The 18,510-nt window shown below is 35.2% G+C and carries 12 protein-coding genes; 4 read left to right on the plus strand and 8 right to left on the minus strand.

What is annotated here, in order from left to right:
• A partial coding sequence (locus LB100_RS00835) for an ankyrin repeat domain-containing protein (protein WP_456201016.1) occupies positions 1-774 on the plus strand: 774 nt, incomplete at its 5' end.
• A 289-nt stretch (positions 775-1,063) separates the two neighbouring features.
• Here the strand turns inward: LB100_RS00835 and LB100_RS00840 are convergent.
• From LB100_RS00840 to LB100_RS00865, 6 genes are all read right to left on the minus strand, one after another.
• Positions 1,064-3,871 (minus strand): hypothetical protein, encoded by a 2,808-nt coding sequence (locus LB100_RS00840; protein WP_456201017.1) that lies wholly within the window; start codon positions 3,869-3,871, stop codon positions 1,064-1,066.
• Positions 3,852-6,206 carry a VirB4 family type IV secretion/conjugal transfer ATPase gene (locus LB100_RS00845; protein ID WP_456201019.1) on the minus strand — a complete coding sequence of 785 codons (2,355 nt, stop codon included), beginning with the start codon at positions 6,204-6,206 and terminating at the stop codon, positions 3,852-3,854. Before LB100_RS00845 ends, LB100_RS00840 begins: the two co-directional genes overlap by 20 nt.
• Positions 6,207-6,257: 51 nt before the next feature.
• A complete protein-coding gene (locus tag LB100_RS00850) occupies positions 6,258-6,623 on the minus strand; it encodes a hypothetical protein (protein WP_456201020.1) in 366 nt (121 codons plus the stop codon).
• A gap of 104 nt (positions 6,624-6,727) precedes the next feature.
• Positions 6,728-8,101: a DUF350 domain-containing protein gene (locus LB100_RS00855; protein ID WP_456201022.1), complete on the minus strand. Its 1,374-nt coding sequence runs from the start codon at positions 8,099-8,101 to the stop codon at positions 6,728-6,730.
• A 132-nt stretch (positions 8,102-8,233) separates the two neighbouring features.
• Positions 8,234-9,229: an NAD(P)H-dependent flavin oxidoreductase gene (locus tag LB100_RS00860; protein WP_264719883.1), complete on the minus strand. Its 996-nt coding sequence runs from the start codon at positions 9,227-9,229 to the stop codon at positions 8,234-8,236.
• 5 nt (positions 9,230-9,234) lie between these two features.
• Entirely contained in the window at positions 9,235-9,756 is a 522-nt protein-coding gene (locus LB100_RS00865) for a cytochrome b (RefSeq protein ID WP_456201023.1), read from the minus strand.
• 223 nt (positions 9,757-9,979) lie between these two features.
• Between LB100_RS00865 and LB100_RS00870 the strand changes: the two genes are divergently transcribed.
• The gene (locus tag LB100_RS00870; RefSeq protein WP_264719885.1) at positions 9,980-11,152 is read left to right on the plus strand and encodes an NADH-quinone oxidoreductase subunit D; all 1,173 of its coding nucleotides are present in this window, start codon (positions 9,980-9,982) and stop codon (positions 11,150-11,152) included.
• An 18-nt stretch (positions 11,153-11,170) separates the two neighbouring features.
• On the opposite strand, the gene recJ is transcribed toward LB100_RS00870, so the two are convergent.
• Positions 11,171-12,910 carry a single-stranded-DNA-specific exonuclease RecJ gene (recJ, locus tag LB100_RS00875; RefSeq protein ID WP_456201025.1) on the minus strand — a complete coding sequence of 580 codons (1,740 nt, stop codon included), beginning with the start codon at positions 12,908-12,910 and terminating at the stop codon, positions 11,171-11,173.
• Between the two features lie 657 nt (positions 12,911-13,567).
• On the opposite strand from recJ, the gene miaB reads away from it, so the two are divergent.
• The gene (gene miaB / locus LB100_RS00880; protein WP_264336779.1) at positions 13,568-14,890 is read left to right on the plus strand and encodes a tRNA (N6-isopentenyl adenosine(37)-C2)-methylthiotransferase MiaB; all 1,323 of its coding nucleotides are present in this window, start codon (positions 13,568-13,570) and stop codon (positions 14,888-14,890) included.
• Positions 14,891-14,954: 64 nt separating this feature from the next.
• Here miaB and LB100_RS00885 read toward each other — a convergent pair whose 3' ends face one another.
• Positions 14,955-15,188 (minus strand): hypothetical protein, encoded by a 234-nt coding sequence (locus LB100_RS00885; RefSeq protein ID WP_010402600.1) that lies wholly within the window; start codon positions 15,186-15,188, stop codon positions 14,955-14,957.
• 138 nt (positions 15,189-15,326) lie between these two features.
• Between LB100_RS00885 and ileS the strand changes: the two genes are divergently transcribed.
• Entirely contained in the window at positions 15,327-18,497 is a 3,171-nt protein-coding gene (ileS, locus tag LB100_RS00890; RefSeq protein ID WP_264336238.1) for an isoleucine--tRNA ligase, read from the plus strand.
• Positions 18,498-18,510: the final 13 nt, after the last annotated feature.

Genomic DNA, 18,510 nt, shown 5'->3' on the forward strand with positions numbered 1-18,510 from the left:
CCGGATCACTTTGAAAAAAATGGTCTAGACAAATGGGTGCATTATATTGCTGCTCAAAATGGACTTGTAGAAGTTGTAAAGGTGTTACTTAATACTCAAGAAATTGAGATTGATGCTAAAGACAATGAATTTGGTATAACAGCTCTGTACTTAGCCTCTCAGAACGGACATACTGAAATAGTTGAACTATTAATTAGCACAAAAAATGCTGATGTTAACATAGTAGATAAAAAAAATAATGTCACACCCTTGTATCTAGCTGCTCAGAATGGGCATGCAGCAGTAGTTAAGTTGCTTCTTGATAATGGTGCTAAAGTCAATGGCTGTGATACCAGTATGAATCCTTTGTGTGTAGCTATTGATAATGGCCATGACGAGGTAGCTCAATTATTACTTAGTGTAGAAGGGGTGGATGTCAATATTGGCAATCAGCTTGGCAATACACCTCTACATATAGCAGCTATGAAAGGTAATGAAAAAATGGCAAGATTACTGCTAGAAAAAGGTGCTGATCCTAATATTAAAAACCTTTCAGGAGATACTTCCTTGCAAGCTGCTGAATACATAAGAAAAATTAGCTGGCATGATAATCCTCCAAATGTACAAGGAGGATTCTTCGTGTTAGTTGGCTCGAATGGAATATATTCATTTCAGCAATTTTATGAGCAAAAAAAAATTATGGAGCTTTTGGTACAACATATAAAGGACAGCAGACCTAGCTCATCAGTAGATGAAATTGACGTATCTGTTCAGCAGAGTAGCAAAATAAGATAGATGAGAAGACTAGTTTGTGACATTGGCGTCCAGTTAAATTTACATGGATTCCAGTGTCAGCTACTCGAATGACATTATGGAAGCTGTGATGACAAGGAAGGAAGCACTAGAAAGAAGTGGGTGTCACGCACTGGAATGACATCTTCAATTTCTATACAGCTGTGCATCACGCACTGAGATGACATTATGGAAGCTGTGATGACAAGAAAAGAAACACTGGTTTCACATGCATCTGTCTCAGTGATGTAAATTCAACTTTACCCCATTTGCAACCATCAGGGTCCTTTGACTATAATCCTAACAATTCTTTTCTAATTTCTTCTTTAATTGTATCAATAATCTTTTGATCAAGTTTATTTATTAAGGAATCATCAATACCTGTGATGTCATCTGGATTTTGTATCATTTTTTTAATAGCATCATCTATTTTTTTTACTCTTCCTTTATTAATTTTCTCAAACATAGGTTTAATCTTCACATAACCAGGAGCACCTTTACTATAAGTCCCTGTGTTTTGATTGATACAACCGCCAGCACCGTATTTTTTATTCACATAGTTTTTACTACATTTTTTTACATTTTCATACCCAATTTCACCATTTCTTATGTATGCTATTTTATTATCCTCCCCAGAGTTTAGCTTATCTCCTCTTGTAACTTTTTCTTCTAATTTTAAACTTTCTTCATGAATTATTGTCTCTTTATAATCTATTTTTCCATAGGTTCTGTATGTACCACCACCTGCAACAGTAATTAAATCTTTACAAATTATTTCTGAAGGGTCTTTGCACATTTTTATTAAAGTTGGTCCCCCATCTTTGTTAGATTTATAATCTTCTTGCCCACCACCACCTTCTGTTACTTTTACTTTAATGTAGGGATAATCGGGGTTGATTTTTAGTTTAGCTTTAATGTAATCACCTGGCCTTCCTTGCTTGCTTACAGTAGACCGAGCTTTACCAATTATATGACCAGCTTCACCACCTCCCCATGCTTCTATTTCAACGTAATCATATACCGATAAGTTGTCTGTATAGCCATCTCCAAGCTCATAAGATTCTTTATTACTCCTTTCAAGCTCCTGCTTCTTATTTCTCAATTGCGTTACTATTATTTCACGCAATCTCTTTTTTAAACCGTCTAAATCGAACCTGCATAATTTATCAGCGAAAAAGACTTCTGTTCTATTTGTTCTAATTGGATTATCTAATTTCGTTACAACGCCATTTCCATCTTGTGAAACTCTTAAGTAAAATGGCTTATTATCCTTGTTCACATACTGTGTTGAGCGACTACATACTCCATCAAAGCAGAGGCAACCATCATCACCTTGCTTACATTCTTCTTTACGCTCCCCATCTATCAATTTATATACTATCTTGCATTTGTTACAATTCTGTTTTGTATCTATTTCATCATCCTTGTTAGCAACACAGTTATCTCTAGACTTATTTTCAGCAGGAATGGAAATATATCCTTTTTTATTAAATATTATTTCATTCAGTGCATCTTGTGGCTGTGCTAAAACCTCAATTGTTTTGTTACAGGGAAAATAATAAAGCTGATCAGACTCCTTTGAATAAACAGTATTGTATTTATTGTATCTTGCCCCCATTGATTTTAGCGATATTAGCTTACTTTCTTTTTTAAGAACAAACTCCTCTGGTTCTGGTTGCCACCCAGAAAGGCATAGCATTTTACTTTTAGGATTTTCTTTATATTTTATTTCTACTTTTGGATATCCTGAGCCATCTAGTTTGCACTTACCATTCTGAAGCTCTTTACATTCTGTTTCAATATCGGGAACATATCCATACTTTTTTAAAACCTCAAACTGAGAGTTATTTTTTAATATACCTTCTATTATGTTATCGATATCGCTTTTTATGTTACCGTTACCAGTTGTTTTTTTTACTATTGCTGGCTTTACTACTATTAAAGGCAGATGGCCAATGTATGTAGGAGAATTTTTATTAACATAAAAAGTACAGATGCCATTACTGTGAGTTCCACGTGCGTCATAAGTACAAACGTTCTCACTCATCTTCATTTTTACTTTTAGCGTATTTTCATTTACTACCTTTATTTCCTCAGGCTTTGGAGCAGTTGGTGATGGAAAACAACGGGCAGGAAATTGTAATTTTCTTTTTGATTCTTCTTTTTCAGTACCATAATATTCAGCGCAGAGCTGATCTTTCTTTCTATAGGTTTTGAAATAATGGATAGTATCTTTATCTGGAATAGGATATGTCCAACTTGGAATATTCTTGTGATTTGAAACAGCAGATGGAACATATATTTCCCTTCTTTCTTTCAGCTCACCAATAATGACTCCAACTCTTGGATGGAAATAATCATTTTCTTCATTTGTTATAGGGACAATTCTAACTTGTGGTGGTGACATCGCAAGTTGTTCACAAAATGGAGGTGGGCCAGGTGCAAGTTGCACAGGGGCACACTTTACTTTTGTTTGATAGCATGTATCACAAACTTTTTCCATCTCTCCAGGACGAAAAATATTTTCCCCAGAAAATACTCTAGAGTCCCATGAAGAAATTCCTGACATGCAAGCACCCTTTTGGCTACAAGCACATATCTTAGGAGAATTAGCAAATTTTACTTTTTCTTCATCAGTAACACCATCTGCCCATTCCCACTCAAGACCCTGTGTCATCTGTCCATGAATCTTTCCATCATTCAGAATTTTATCCCCTTCCCAATCGATAAAAGCTGCTGCAGAAACTCCAGCACCTGTACTCTGCGTTCCATATATCTGGCGGCAGAATGTTCCACTGGATAATATATAACAGTTGTCGTTTCCTTCGTAATCGCAGACCTTAATCTTTGGATCGAAGTAACCTTCTGGTCCCTGATTATTTACTGCTGTAACTTTAATAAATTGCAATAATTTTTCGTCAAAGTCTAAATCGCTCCACTTGCCTTTAAAAAAATTTGCAATACCTTTTCCTGCTTTACTTCCTGCAGCTTCAATTTCAGTATTACTTTTTACAAATGTTGGACAATCAGCATATCCTTGGTAAGAAAGACAAAATATCAAGGAGAATATCAATAAAAAATTAAGCTTTACATTTTTCATAGAACACCGGTAACCACTTACTCACTTTTTCGCCTTTTTCCTTCATCGCCTCATACATATACTTTATAGTCTCTTTATTAGCTGAAAGTACATGTATTTCTTTCATATTTTTCAAATCTAGATTTAAAGTTACTAAACCTTTGTATTGCTTGATCAAAAATAAACCTTCCTGTGTTGGTGTTTGCAAAATGACATTCAGTTCCTCTTTCGACAGAGAAAATGCCTTCATGTATAATCTGTTTGCATTGATGTTCGGCATCAGAATCCTGGTATCGACATGCTTATCTAAATATTGAGTAAACTTGCTAGCAAATGCTAGGTTTAAGTTTTCAGTACTTAGAATTACTACAACATTTAACTTTGTCATTCTTTGCATCCAGTCGTCAAACTCTCCCTCTGTAGGAAAAATATTACTTATCTCCCATGCTTCATCCAAAACAAGTATTGCAGGTGAGCCATCACATTTTGCTTCGAAAGAGTATAAGAAATAGTAAAGTATCACGGACATACATTCTTTTTGCTTAGTGAGATTCGCAGTATTGAGGGATATAGTTTTTGTTTCCCAGTCAATGTCTGACTCATCACCATCTTGGAATAAGTAAGCAAATTCACCATCACCACACCATTTACTTATTTTACCCCCAAGAAGTAAAAGCACTTCAGAAATTTGAGAAATAGAGCGCGATTCTCTTGGTATAGCAAATATAGAATCTACAATTTTTTTTGTCTTTTCTTCTACGTCTACCAAACTTGCATCTGCAACCATCCTTTTGATCAATTCAACAAGCATATTGCGATTAGAAGCACTATCTTCAATGTTCAGTGGGTTAAATTTTAGACTTTTATCTTTATATTTTGGATCAATTATGTAATATTGGCCGCTTACTGCTTTAGTAAATATTATTGATTTTCCAGTATTATCCAATATAACAATCCTAGGGTTAAATTTTCTTGACTCCGAAAGTAAGAAATTGATCAGTGAGGTTCTACCTGAATTTGGAGCTCCAAGTATTGTGGTATGACCATTATTTTTCTTTCCATGAAAGTTAAAAAAGTAAGGACTGCCTTTTTTTGAAAAAAAAACTGTTACTGCTTCTTTCCATCTTCCTCCTTTTAACGTACCTGATGTAAAATCATGCAACATAGCAAAGCTGCAAGCATATTTTTCTAATATATTTTTTGGTTGTGTAACAAAAGCAAAGTTTCCAGGAAGCTGTGCCCAAAAATGATTTTCCATGTGCAGATCAGTCCTAAACATCATCAACCCGATTAACGACATTACAGAGGATAAATCACTGATATTTTTAGCTAACCTATTCTTATCATCTGCAAAGATTGTAACAATAATTTTCTGTTGACAAAAATCCATAGCAGAAATTTTTTCAAGCTCTATTATTTCATTTATTCCTGAGTTTTGAAGTAAGGTATTGTCCTCACTGATTTGCAGTATATTAATTTGTTTTTTGAATTCTTTTACTGCTTTATTATTACTAGTAAATATTATTATTTCTGTGATGATAAGCTCAGAGTCAAGTTGCAAACACCTATCTATATTTTCTAAGGGGATTTCTCGATATTCCTTTATGCAAAAAATAGAACCAAACTTCTGTTGACCTTCAAACGATATTTGAAATTTATTGAAACCAAAAGCTACTTTTAAATTTTTAACATGCTGCGATAGATCCCTTTCACATATTGGATAATCTTTGTGCGTTAATGTAATAATGTAATGGAGAAATTCCATCATTTGAGAATATATTTTGCCTTCACTAGATCTAAGGCCCAGTTTTTTAGCTCCAAAAGGTTCTAAATCTTTTTGAATCAGGTCAGTTATTTTTTGTAATTCTTGATGATTTTTTTGTAAAAATAACTTGTGCCTATTCTTTATCCCGCCAAAAAAAAATGCATTATTAATATGTTTGCCAAAATCACTAAGTAACACCACAATGTATAGCTCATTTATATACTGTAGTTTACTATCAACTAGTTTATTAAACCACGTTGAGTGTAGCTGATCGGAAAAGTCTGAAGTTTTATTCCACTGTAAGCTCAGTTTATTGCGCTTACGGACAGTGTGAATCCAAACGGTAAAATATAAACTCTTGATATTTTTTGATATACTTTTTCTAATTTCAGTTCTAAGATCACCATAGTTATCAACTGAAGAATAGTCTTCTAATTTGATTATTTTTAATAATTCCCCCTGTTTTGTTAGTATAGTTTCTTCATCGTAGTGGCAAGCATAAGGGATAAAATCTAAATTAATACTTTCTAGTAACGCTAAATTGTTCTTTTTTTCAGAATTAGATCTAGTGGCTGGTACTTTTGGTTGCATACAATATCATGCGTATTCAATAAAAAGATAATAAAGAATCATCTATCTTACTTAATCCTTATCTTCTTTTTTGTTATTGGATTGTAACTGTATGTCCTTTGCAAAGTTGAATTTTTCTTTCAGGTAATCTGTTGCCTTTTCTGTGCTTCCAAACATCATGATCAGTACGCCAAATATTATCATGAAAAAAATTAGGCCTCTGAACACTACTGCAAGTATCACTGTAGCTATACATAAACCTATAATTGTTGAGGGACTCATATTTTCTACAGTATCTTTAACTAAAAATGAAGAAATAAGTTCTTTCAACGTTCCTGGTATATTTTTCAATTCATCACTTGCTTTGCTAGAACATGACATGAAGATAAAACTTAACAGGGCTACAATAGCAAAAACTCTACCCAATTGAATATGCATCAGCTAAATACCTTTAAGATACTTCTCAAATGTAACAATTTTTACATCAATAGGCAAGAACCGAATTCACTTGCTCACCATAAGTAACTCATATTTAACTTTTATCACCGTGTTAGCTCTTTATTATCAACAAGAGGACTCACACTAATGGATGTCAATTTACTTGACAGAAAGTTTGAACACAATTCAGCAGCAGTTGCTGTAGCAAACACCGCAGCCACCACAAACAGTCCTGCTCCTACTAATCCTGATGTCATTGCTCCTGCAACAATGCACCCTATTGCTAAGAGAGCAGAACTTGTTACAAGTGCGACGTGAAGATTTTTGTTTTTACTATTATTTTCATAATTATTGGATTGCATTGTATCTTTTACCTTACTGCCTGTCACTGAGATCACACAATGAGGTGCTAGCCCTTCTTCAATCTTTTTATAATATTTAGAAGGGGATCTTCTTCCGCTTGGTCCTTTGGGCCTTGTTTTGTTCGGATGTGCTAATTTTGTTTTTCCTTCATCTTCTAGTTGCAAACCATTATCTTCCTCAGCAGGGTTTAATTTTAAGTGTACACTTTCCTCAGATGAAATGCTTGTTACTGAAGTTAAGCTGCTCCTTCTGCTACTTGATGCCAAGCCAGATAAATTTATTCCACTATCTAAATCACTACTACTACTGAGTTTAGAAGTATTTGCACCGCTTGGCACTTCTACAGCATTCACAGTTATATTAGGCTTTTCATTTTTTAAATCTTTACTATCAATCGAAAGATCAGATTGACTATTCAATTGTGATTGTGCGATCTCCTTTCTTGCTTGCGATTGTTTTGATGTAGGATGTGCTGAAGCACCATAATAACCTGAATTTCTCAAGGTATTGTATTTTCCAGGGGTTCCTTTTCCACTTACACCCTTAGCTAAAGAATCCTTTTCCAGAGGATTAATACCTGAATTTTTGGGAATTTCAACTTCACCAGAAAGACTTTGTTTGTTAAATAGTTCCATAGTATTATTTTGTCTATTTGCTTGATTACTTCTAAGACTTTTCTGATTTTGAATAGTGCTACTAGAATGATCTTTATTGTTGCTCTTTTTAGTAATCTCTGAAATTATTTTTAATGTTTTCCCTTTTATTGTTGGTGATCTTTGTGATGATTTTTCTTCATTGTTAAGTACTGAAGGTTTCATTAATTCCCCTGACTCTATCACTTTTTTTTTCAATGCTGGAAGAAATTTCTCAGTGTAATAATTATAATATTTTTGATATTCTTCTTGCTTTCTCAGTAATTTTTCTAATTGAATTAATACATTGGGATCAGCTCCATTGTTGAACAACTCTATGCATTTTTTGATAGTTCCATCTCCATCTTTTTTTGGACTTTGATTGCTATGTGTTTTTTTTGTTACCTTCTTGTATATAGTGTCGTACAATTTTTGGTTAATATCTACTTCATTACTCTGAGTTTTTTTTGAAGTACTTAGCATAACATCTCTCCATACATAACAAAATGTATAGATACCTCTTTAGCGTTAATTTTACATTAAAACTAAGCGGTTATGCCTTATTACGGATAATTATAGCAATTTGCTAACTATTTGCTTTGCTGATTACTGGTTTTACATTTCAACATAATTGCTTGCCTGTTGAACTAGCATATCTATCACTTCTTTTACAGGCTTTTCTCTATCAACCATGCCAACACTTTGACCGGCCATTAAAGATCCTGTTTCAACATCTCCATCAATTACTGCTCTTCTTAAAGCTCCAGCCCAGAACTTTTCTATTTCAAGTTGCCCCTCTTCTTTTGAGATTTCTCCATTTTGATATTTATCGATAATATCTCTTTGATGCTTCATAAAATCATCACTTGCTTTGTTGGCTATAGCTCTTACTGGAATTACAGGGAAATCAGCACTAATCTGCACAGAAGATACAGCATTACGCGCAGCTGATTTGATGAATACTTCTTTAAAATTTTTGTGAGCGATTGACTCATTCGTGCAGACAAATAATGTACCTATTTGACAGCCACTTGCTCCCATTTCTAGGTAGTTCACTATCATTTCGCCTCTTCCTATTCCACCTGCGACAAACACTGGTATTTGTTCATTTTTAAAATGAGGCAATATCTCTTGTGCAAGAACAGAAGTGCTAACTGGCCCTATGTGCCCGCCTGCTTCCATTCCCTCTATTATTAATGCATCTACTCCCATTTTTACTAGCCTTTTCGCAAGGCTTAATGCTGGTGCAAAGCACATAACTTTAATGCCTGCACTCTTGATTTTTTCTATATTAGGCTTTGTTGGTAATCCGCCAGCAAGCACTATATGGCTTACTTTCGTTTCAATACACACATCTATCAACTCACTCAACTTTGGGTGCATAGTAATTAGGTTTATACCAAATGGTTTGTTAGTTAATTTCTGTGTTTCTATGATTTCTTTTTTCAGTAAGTCTGGGAACATCGCACCACATGCAATTACACCAAAACCACCGGCATTTGAAATTGCCGAAACTAAATTTCTCTCTGAAACCCAGCTCATAGCACCACCCATTATTGAAAATTCACTACCGAGAAAATTCGTTCCTTTCTTCCAAAGCCTGCTCAACATATAGCCTATATCATACGTTTAAAAATGTTTTGTTTATCTATGAATGTATGTTTCAAAGCGCCAAGTATATGTAAGACTATAAAGAGTACCATAAAATACGCAAGTATCGAATGTAGCTGATTAGCTGCACTAGCTAGCTCTTTGTTTTCATTGATTAACAAAGGGATATGAACAAAATATTTGATCTCTTTACTAGAAGCAGAAGACATGACATAACCAGATAGTGGCATTAGCATCATCAAAGCATACAAACCAAAGTGTATCGTTTTGCTCGTATTAATTACGAATCGAGAAAAATTGGCTGGAAGTGGTGGAACATAAGTAAAGACGCGAAAAAATATGCGTACTATAATTAATCCAAGAACGGTGATACCGCAAGCCTTATGAATAGCGTATATGCTGAATTTAATTTCATTGCTAATCGGCAAACTTTTCATGTATAGTCCAGAACAAAGCATTCCAATAATAAGAGCAGACATTAACCAATGAATGATTCTTAAACCTAAGTTATATTTATTGTCTTTCATTAATTTTGATTACTCCAAAATAGGACTTGAAAAACTATTTTTTAGTCAAAATTATCTATACATAATTTTGCTACCTTAATCAACACAAGTATAATAATTGTAGTTCAAATAAATATTGTCTATCAGATCATGAGGAGATGGTGAACTTTTAAGGAGTTTTTCTATTGTATTGACTTTAAACACATTTTATCCTATACAACTTTAATACCTTAAACTGCCAAATATGCCTGATCTAAAGACAATGATGTTAAACTTTGGACCGCAGCATCCAGCTGCACACGGGGTGTTACGTCTTGTTTTAGAAATGGATGGTGAAGTGATTGAGAGGGCAGACCCTCATATTGGGCTTTTGCACCGTGGCACTGAAAAATTGATAGAATATAAAACCTATCTTCAAGCTTTGCCATATTTTGACCGCCTTGATTATGTGTCACCAATGTCACAAGAGCATGCATATTCGTTATGTGTAGAGAAATTATTGCAGTGCGAAGTTCCGATTAGGGCAAAATATTTGCGTGTTCTATTTTGTGAGCTGACAAGAATACTAAATCATTTACTAAACATCTCTTCCCAAGCGCTTGATGTTGGAGCAATGACTCCTCTTTTATGGCTCTTTGAAGAGAGAGAAAAAATACTCGAGTTCTATGAAAGGGCCTCAGGTGCAAGATTTCACGCAGCTTATATAAGGCCAGGTGGAGTTGCAGCAGATATTCCAGAAGGTTTGATTGAGGATATTGCAAAATTTATAGAGCAATTTCCAAAGTATATAGATGATGTTGATGGTCTTCTGACAGAAAATAGGATATGGAAGCAACGAACTGTAGGAATTAGTGAAATATCAATAAAACAGGCGCTTGATTGGGGCTTTAGTGGACCAATGCTGCGTGCTGCTGGTCTCGCTTGGGACTTGCGGAAAAGCCAGCCATATGAGATATATGATCAGCTAGATTTTGATATACCTATCGGTCAAAATGGTGACTGTTATGACCGTTATTTAGTAAGAATGGCAGAGATTAGGCAATCTATCAGCTTGGTGAAGCAGTGTATAGAGAAAATGCCTGGAGGCCCAATAAAAACTGAAGATAGAAAAATTTCTCCACCACCAAGAGCAGAGATGAAAAAATCTATGGAAGCTCTGATTCACCATTTTAAACTTTACTCAGAAGGATATCATGTGCCAGAAGGTGAGGCTTATGTGGCTGTTGAAGCGCCAAAAGGCGAATTCGGAGTATATATAGTTTCAGATGGTACCAATAGACCTTATAGATGTCGAATAAGAGCACCTGGTTTTGCGCATTTACAGGCCTTAGATTTCATGGCAAAAGGACACATGCTTGCTGACATTGCAGCAATTATCGGTTCACTCGACATAGTCTTTGGTGAGATTGATAGGTAATTATTTTAAAATAGTAACTTAACTAATGGTTAAGACATCTTCTATCAAAAACTGCACAAATTCATTGCCATTCCAGTAATTCATAGAGATTTTACCTAAAATTGATTTAACATTTCCCTGCATGATAGCAGAGCCAAGCTCAGTATTTGCAGAGCGAAACGCAATAGCTTTTACCATAACATTATCATCAGCAATAAAACATTTTATATGATCAACTCCTATAACTTCCGGCTTTCTTATCTTTGTCCCCTGAATGATGAATCTCGGTTCAGGATTGCCAACACCAAATGGCTCTAAGCGTTGCAATTGATTCCACAGGGATAAGTTTATTGCTTTAGCTGTTACTATGCCATCGGCTTTTATGATTTTGTCATTTGTAGAGTTTACAAATCTTTCAGTAAAAAAATCATGTAGATCACTTATTTTGTCTTCCTTAATCGAAAATCCCGCTGCCATACTGTGACCACCACCTTCAATGATTAGGTTGGTAAATTTTGCAGAAAGAACCGCGGCACCAATATCTACTCCAGAAATTGACCTGCAGCTTGCTTTTCCTATTCCATTGTTTAAAGATATCACTATCGTTGGTAAGTGAAACTGCTCTTTTAGTCTTGATGCAATGATACCAATTATTCCCTGATGCCAATTACCACTTACCATTATAAAATTTACACCTAAGTGGGCAAAATTTTCCGCTTGTGTTGTAGCTTCCAAAATAGCCTCATTTTCTAGCATTTTTCTTGCATTATTCAAATCTATTAGTTTTAGCGCGATTGAATGCGCCTCTTCTTCATTATCAGTGGAAAGCAACCTTGCACCGAGTGATGCTTCTCCAATTCTTCCTCCAGCATTTATACATGGCCCAATGTTAAACCCTAATCGTGAAACACTTGGTTTTTCAAGGATTCCCAAAGCGTCAAACAAAACACGTAAGCCAACGTTTTTCCTTGCTGACATAACTTTTAATCCTTGCAAAACAAATGCTCTATTTAGGCCTATAATCTGCATAACATCGCAAACAGTTCCAAGAGCAACCAAATCCAGTAGATCAAATAAATCTGGTTCTTTTTTGTGGGTAAAAAATCCTTGCTCACGTAGGCTTCTGTTAAGGGCAACAATTAGCAGAAATGATACTCCAACTGCTGCTAAGTTATTATAAGGAGAGCTCTCATCAAGGCGGTTGGGATTAACAACTGCTACAGCACTTGGTAATTTTTCTGTACCAAGGTGATGATCGACAACTATAATATCAAGTCCAAAGACCTTTGCCTCTTCTATCGGTTGATATGCAAGCGTACCGCAATCAACAGAAATACATAAATCAATTCCGTTTTTTTTAAGTTGTAATAAAGCATCTACGTTTAATCCATAGCCCTCATCAACACGATCTGGAATGTAGATTATAGAGTGTGTCCCAATCGCTCTTAGGTACCTATTAATCAATGCTGATGACGTTGCACCATCAACATCGTAATCACCAAATATTGCAATATTCTCATTATTGTTTATTGCTTTTATTATGCGAGAAACAGCTTTATCCATATCAAGGAGGTGAAAGGGATCTGGTAATAGCGATCTGATTAGTGGATGTAAGAAGTCATGTGCATTTTCTATGTTAACACCACGAGCAACTAATATTCTTGCTAATATTTCTGGCAACTCAAATCTCTGTATAAGAGTTAAAATCTCCCTTTGATCTGCTTCTTGTAACTTCCAAAGTGCATTTGTTATGCTGCGTTTTTCAATATCAAGTAGCATGCTCTTTATAAATAAAACTACTTTACCAGAACTTTTAAGCTTGTTCTATAATTGTGTTAGACTTCTGTATAACCTAAAGAAAGATATAGGAGAGTGTCACTCGAAAGGAATCACATTTATTTTGATAAAGAGCATCTGCAGAATCTGATACTTCTTCTTGCATAACATGCTCTTTAATTAGTATTATATCTATATTAGTATATAAGTGTGAATATTATATTAGTGTAATTACTTTTTGGTATACATGACAAATTTATGCCTGGAAACAGTTTTTGGCTACTTAAGCCTTTTCTACCTTTATTTCATATTCTTTAAAGTATTTTTTGCACTTTCTTTATAAAAACCATAGGTACCAATCGGTTTTTAGCTTAAGAATAAAGGTTAAGTATCTGGAATTCTGGACATAAAATCCTCCTGAAAGATTAGAAAGAAAATGCAGCGCACATACTACAGTATAAACCGAAGAAGATACGCTACACTTTTTATTGAGAAATTGACTGGAAAGTCTGCAGACTGAGATAGATTTTTGAGCTCTTAAAATACCCCTACTGTTAGAGTAAGGAAAGCGAGAAGGTTTGTCAAGCAATCTTTATTGGCTGTTGTACTGGAATCCAGTTTTTCATATAATTTGCTAGGATTTATATGAAGAATTTTAATATGAAAGGCCTATACATTAAAACTTACGGCTGTCAGATGAACGTTTATGACTCTGTTTTAATGGAGAATATAGTTAAGCCTCTAGGGTTCAGTGTTGTGAGTAATGCAGAACAAGCTGATTTGGTGATATTAAATACTTGTCATATTAGAGAGAAGGCAGCAGAAAAACTTTATTCAGAGCTTGGAAGGATTCATTCATCACAAAAAAATAAGGAAATTACTATAGTGGTGGCTGGATGTGTAGCGCAAGCAGAGGGAGAAGAAGTGTTCAGAAGGGCTCCTTTTGTTGATATTGTTGTTGGTCCGCAGAGTATTCCTGCTTTACCGGAGTTGATAGTCAAAGCAAGTAGAAGTAAAGGTCATATAATAAATACTGATTTTCCAGAAGTTGCAAAGTTTGATAAATTGCCGGATGAATGTTATGGCAATAATCAAGGGTCTTCTGCGTTTCTTGCTATACAAGAAGGTTGTGATAAATTTTGTACGTTTTGTGTGGTGCCTTACACTCGCGGGGCTGAGTACTCACGACCAGTAAATGAAATATTTCGTGAAGCATTGAATTTGGTTAAAAACGGAGCAAAGGAAATTACTTTACTTGGTCAGAACGTCAATGCTTATCATGGAGAGTGCGAAGGAGAGGTGTGGGATTTAGGAAAATTAATTAGTCACATTGCTAAAATTGAAAAGCTAGAAAGAATCCGCTACACAACTTCTCATCCAAGAGATATGCACGAATCTCTCTACTTGGTGCATGCGGAAGAGCCAAAACTCATGCCGTTTGTTCACCTACCTGTGCAGTCAGGTTCGAATAAAATATTGCATGCAATGAATAGAAAACACACGGCAGAGGAATATTTGGGAATAATAGACAGATTGCGCAAATTGAAACCTGAAATCGAATTTTCTTCTGATTTTATTGTTGGTTTTCCTGGAGAAACTGAAAAAGATTTTGAGGAAACTATGAAGTTAGTAGAAAAAGTAAAGTACGCTCAGGCTTATAGTTTTAAATATAGCCCAAGGCCAGGAACGCCAGGGGCGGAAAGAAAAGATCAAGTACCAGAAGAGGTTAAAACAGAGCGTCTTCTTCGTTTACAGGAATTAATTAGCAAGCAACAACTTGAATTTAATCAGAGTATGATAGGAAAAACTATTCCTGTTCTATTCAGTGATAAAAAAGGTAAACACCAAAATCAAATTATTGGTAAAAGCCCATACATGCAATCAGTATGCGTTGATGATCCTGACGATAAATACAAAGATAAAATAGTAAATGTAAGGATATTGGAAGCTCGGCAAAATAGTTTGTTGGGATGCGCTGCCTAATTAGAGAAAAGTGCTCCCATGGTCTCATGTAGAAGCACTTTGTGTGTTTTTATAAGTTTATAAGCTATCTAGATTTAATCCTTAAAGGACTACAACTCTCTGTTACGCAATCATATGAGACTTGATATAATAGATTTGCGGGATTTTTTTTCTTTTCCCACTGATAGTGTACTTTTTCAACCTTTCCAGAATTATTATATTCATAAGAAAGCGATCTCCAAATAACGCTGCTTTTACTATTATTTTTGTTAGCATCGTGAAATTTCTGATAAGGCCAACTGTTATTGTCTTTATTCATCTTTAACTTAAGTAAATAAGTCTGATTTATTAATATGCTGTATAATAATGTCAACACCTATCAATGTTTATAGAAACAGAGTTTTTGAATTTGTAATTTTCCAGAAAGCTCTATATTCTTTGATTTTATCCAGTTAAAATGAATATGAAGTATTATCCTGATACAAGCAGCAGTCCTGATTTTTCATTGCTAGAAAAGGAAATCATAAAATTTTGGCAGGAAAATAAAATTTTTGAGCAGTCAGTCGAGAAACGTTCCAAGGATCATTGTTTTGTATTTTATGATGGGCCTCCGTTTGCAAATGGACTTCCGCATTACGGACACTTGCTTACTGGTTTTATAAAAGATGCATTTGCAAGATATCAAACTATGCTGCAAAAAAGGGTTGAACGCAGATTTGGTTGGGATTGCCATGGGCTACCGGCTGAGATGGGCGCGGAAAAGGAACTTAGAATATCTGGTAGAACTGAGATAGAGAAATTTGGCATTGAAAAATTCAATAATCATTGCCGTACTTCTGTGATGAAATTTTCATCAGAATGGGAGAAGTATGTAAATAGACAAGCAAGATGGGTAGATTTTCACAATGACTATAAGACTATGGATAAGTCATTCATGGAATCGGTCATGTGGGCATTTAAGCAGCTTTATGATAAAGGTCTGGTGTATGAATCAATACGCGTTGTTCCCTATAGCTGGGCGTGCGAAACTCCACTCTCTAATTTTGAAACAAGGCTTGATAATGCATATAGAGAAAAAATTAGCAAAGCTGTAACTGTTGCTTTTGAACTTTTAGAAAACCCAAAGCAATTTAAACAAAAATGTAAGTTGCTTGCTTGGACTACAACCCCTTGGACGTTGCCAAGCAACCTCGCACTGGCAGTAGGGGAGGGTATTGAGTATTGTATGGTGTTAGTAAATGGTGAAGTCTGCATCTTTGCTGAAAGTTATTTAGAGAAATTTGTCAGCCACTGTGAACAAAGCAATATTCAATATGAAAACTGTAATACAAAACTTAAAGCGAGTGATCTTGCAGGTCTTTCCTATAAACCACTGTTTGATTACTTTAAAGATACAAAGAATGCGTTCCGTGTTTTCATTGCTGATTATGTTACAGGAGAAGATGGTACTGGTGTTGTGCACACTGCTCCTGGATTTGGTGAAGAAGATTTTTACCTTTGCCAAAGCCATGATATTCGGGCTGTTTGTCCAATTGATAACGCTGGAAAGTTTACTGCTGAAGTTTCAGATTTGGCAGGAGTTCATGTTTTTGATGCCAATGATACAGTAATCAAGAAATTAAAAAGGCAGGGGAGCTGGTTGAAAACTGAGCAATATATTCACAATTATCCACACTGCTGGAGAACTGACACTCCTTTAATCTACCGCACTATGCCTTCTTGGTATGTTGCTGTGACAAAGTTTAAGGGAAGAATGACAGAGCTAAATAAGAGAGTTAATTGGATGCCAAATCATATAAGAGATGGTCAATTTGGAAAATGGCTTGAAGGAGCGCACGACTGGTCTATTTCACGCAATCGATTCTGGGGTACTCCAATTCCTGTGTGGAAATCAGACGATGCAAAATATCCAAGAGTGGATGTGTATGGCTCAATAGCAGAACTAGAGCGAGACTTTAATGTTAAGATAGATGACTTGCACAGACCGTTTATCGATACTTTGACGAGACCAAATCCTGATGATCCAACAGGAAAATCAGTTATGCGTCGTGTACCTGATGTATTTGACTGTTGGTTTGAATCTGGCTCAATGCCATTTGCGCAAGTTCACTATCCGTTTGAAAATAAGGAGTGGTTTGAGAGTAATTTTCCTGCAGATTTTATCACCGAGTATATAGCACAAACAAGAGGATGGTTCTATACGCTTTTTGTACTTTCCACTGCTTTATTTGATAGTGAGCCATTTAAGAACTGCATATGCCACGGCGTTGTTTTGGATGTAAAAGGGCAGAAATTATCCAAACGTCTGAATAATTATGCTGACCCAATGGAAGTGTTTGACAAATATGGTTCTGATGCGCTGCGTTTTCTTATGCTGTCTGGTTCCATTGTCTGCGGTGGTAATTTACTACTCGACAAAGAAGGAAATTTAGTGCGTGATGTTCTAAAAAACGTAATAAAACCTATTTGGAACAGTTATCACTTTTTTACTATGTATGCAAATGCAGATGGAATTAAAGCTGAGATTTGTCAAGATTATCAAAGTACTATTGATCGCTACATGATTTCAAAATGTTTTGAAGCTGTGGAAGGTATGCGAGCTTCTATGAACAACTATAACTCTCAGGAAGCTTGCAAAATCTTGACAGATTTTTTTGAAGTGCTAAATAATTGGTATATTCGTCGCAGTCGCGAGCGTTTTTGGAAAAGTGACTTAGATCAAGATAAAACCGACGCTTATAATGTTCTGTACACAGTTTTTTATTACATACTACGGGCTGCAGCTCCTTTGTTGCCACTTATAACAGAGACTATATGGCAGGGGCTGAAGTATAAAGAAACATCTGTTCATTTGGCTGATTTTCCACAATTAGATAGATATAATAGTGAACTCATTGCCAAGATGGATTTGGTAAGGGAAATATGTAATGCTGCACTCTCTATTAGAAACATGTTTAACATACGTATAAGGCAGCCACTTGGTAGCATGACTATTTATCATAAGTCTTCCTGCAATTTTCTTGAAGATGAATATCAAGAGATGGTAAGAGATGAGGTGAATGTAAAAGAACTAGAAATAGTAAGTGAATTGAAAGAGGTTGCATCACTAGAGTTAAAATTAAATTTTCCTGTGCTTGGAAGAAAAGTTCCAGACAAAATCAAGAAACTAGTTCAATACGTTAAGGAAGGAAAGTGGAAGCAAGTTGAGAATGAGCAAATATTTCTGGGGGATGAAACAGAGAACTATACTATAGAAACAGGTGAATATGAACTATTGTTAAAAGCAAACAGTGAATATTCTTCTGTATTTGATAACAATAAAGGGATTGTTGTTCTGACTACTGAGCTCAATGACGAACTAATTCTAGAAGGACTCGCAAGAGATGTTGTGAGGCTTATTCAAGAAACTAGAAAACAAGCTGATTTCGATATATCAGATAGAATTAGAGTAACAATAAAAACAGAAGATGAAAAAATTAAGGAAGCAATAACTGCATGGAATAAATATATAAAAGAGCAGACCCTTGCCTTATCTTTGGACACTAATAAAGAGATCGAGGCCGATTTCTATTTTAAGGAATACCAAGGTTTGACAGTTGGTATTAAGTTAATAAAGTTGCAAAGTTAGTAATGTTTATGCT

This window comes from Wolbachia endosymbiont of Protocalliphora sialia (assembly GCF_053891855.1).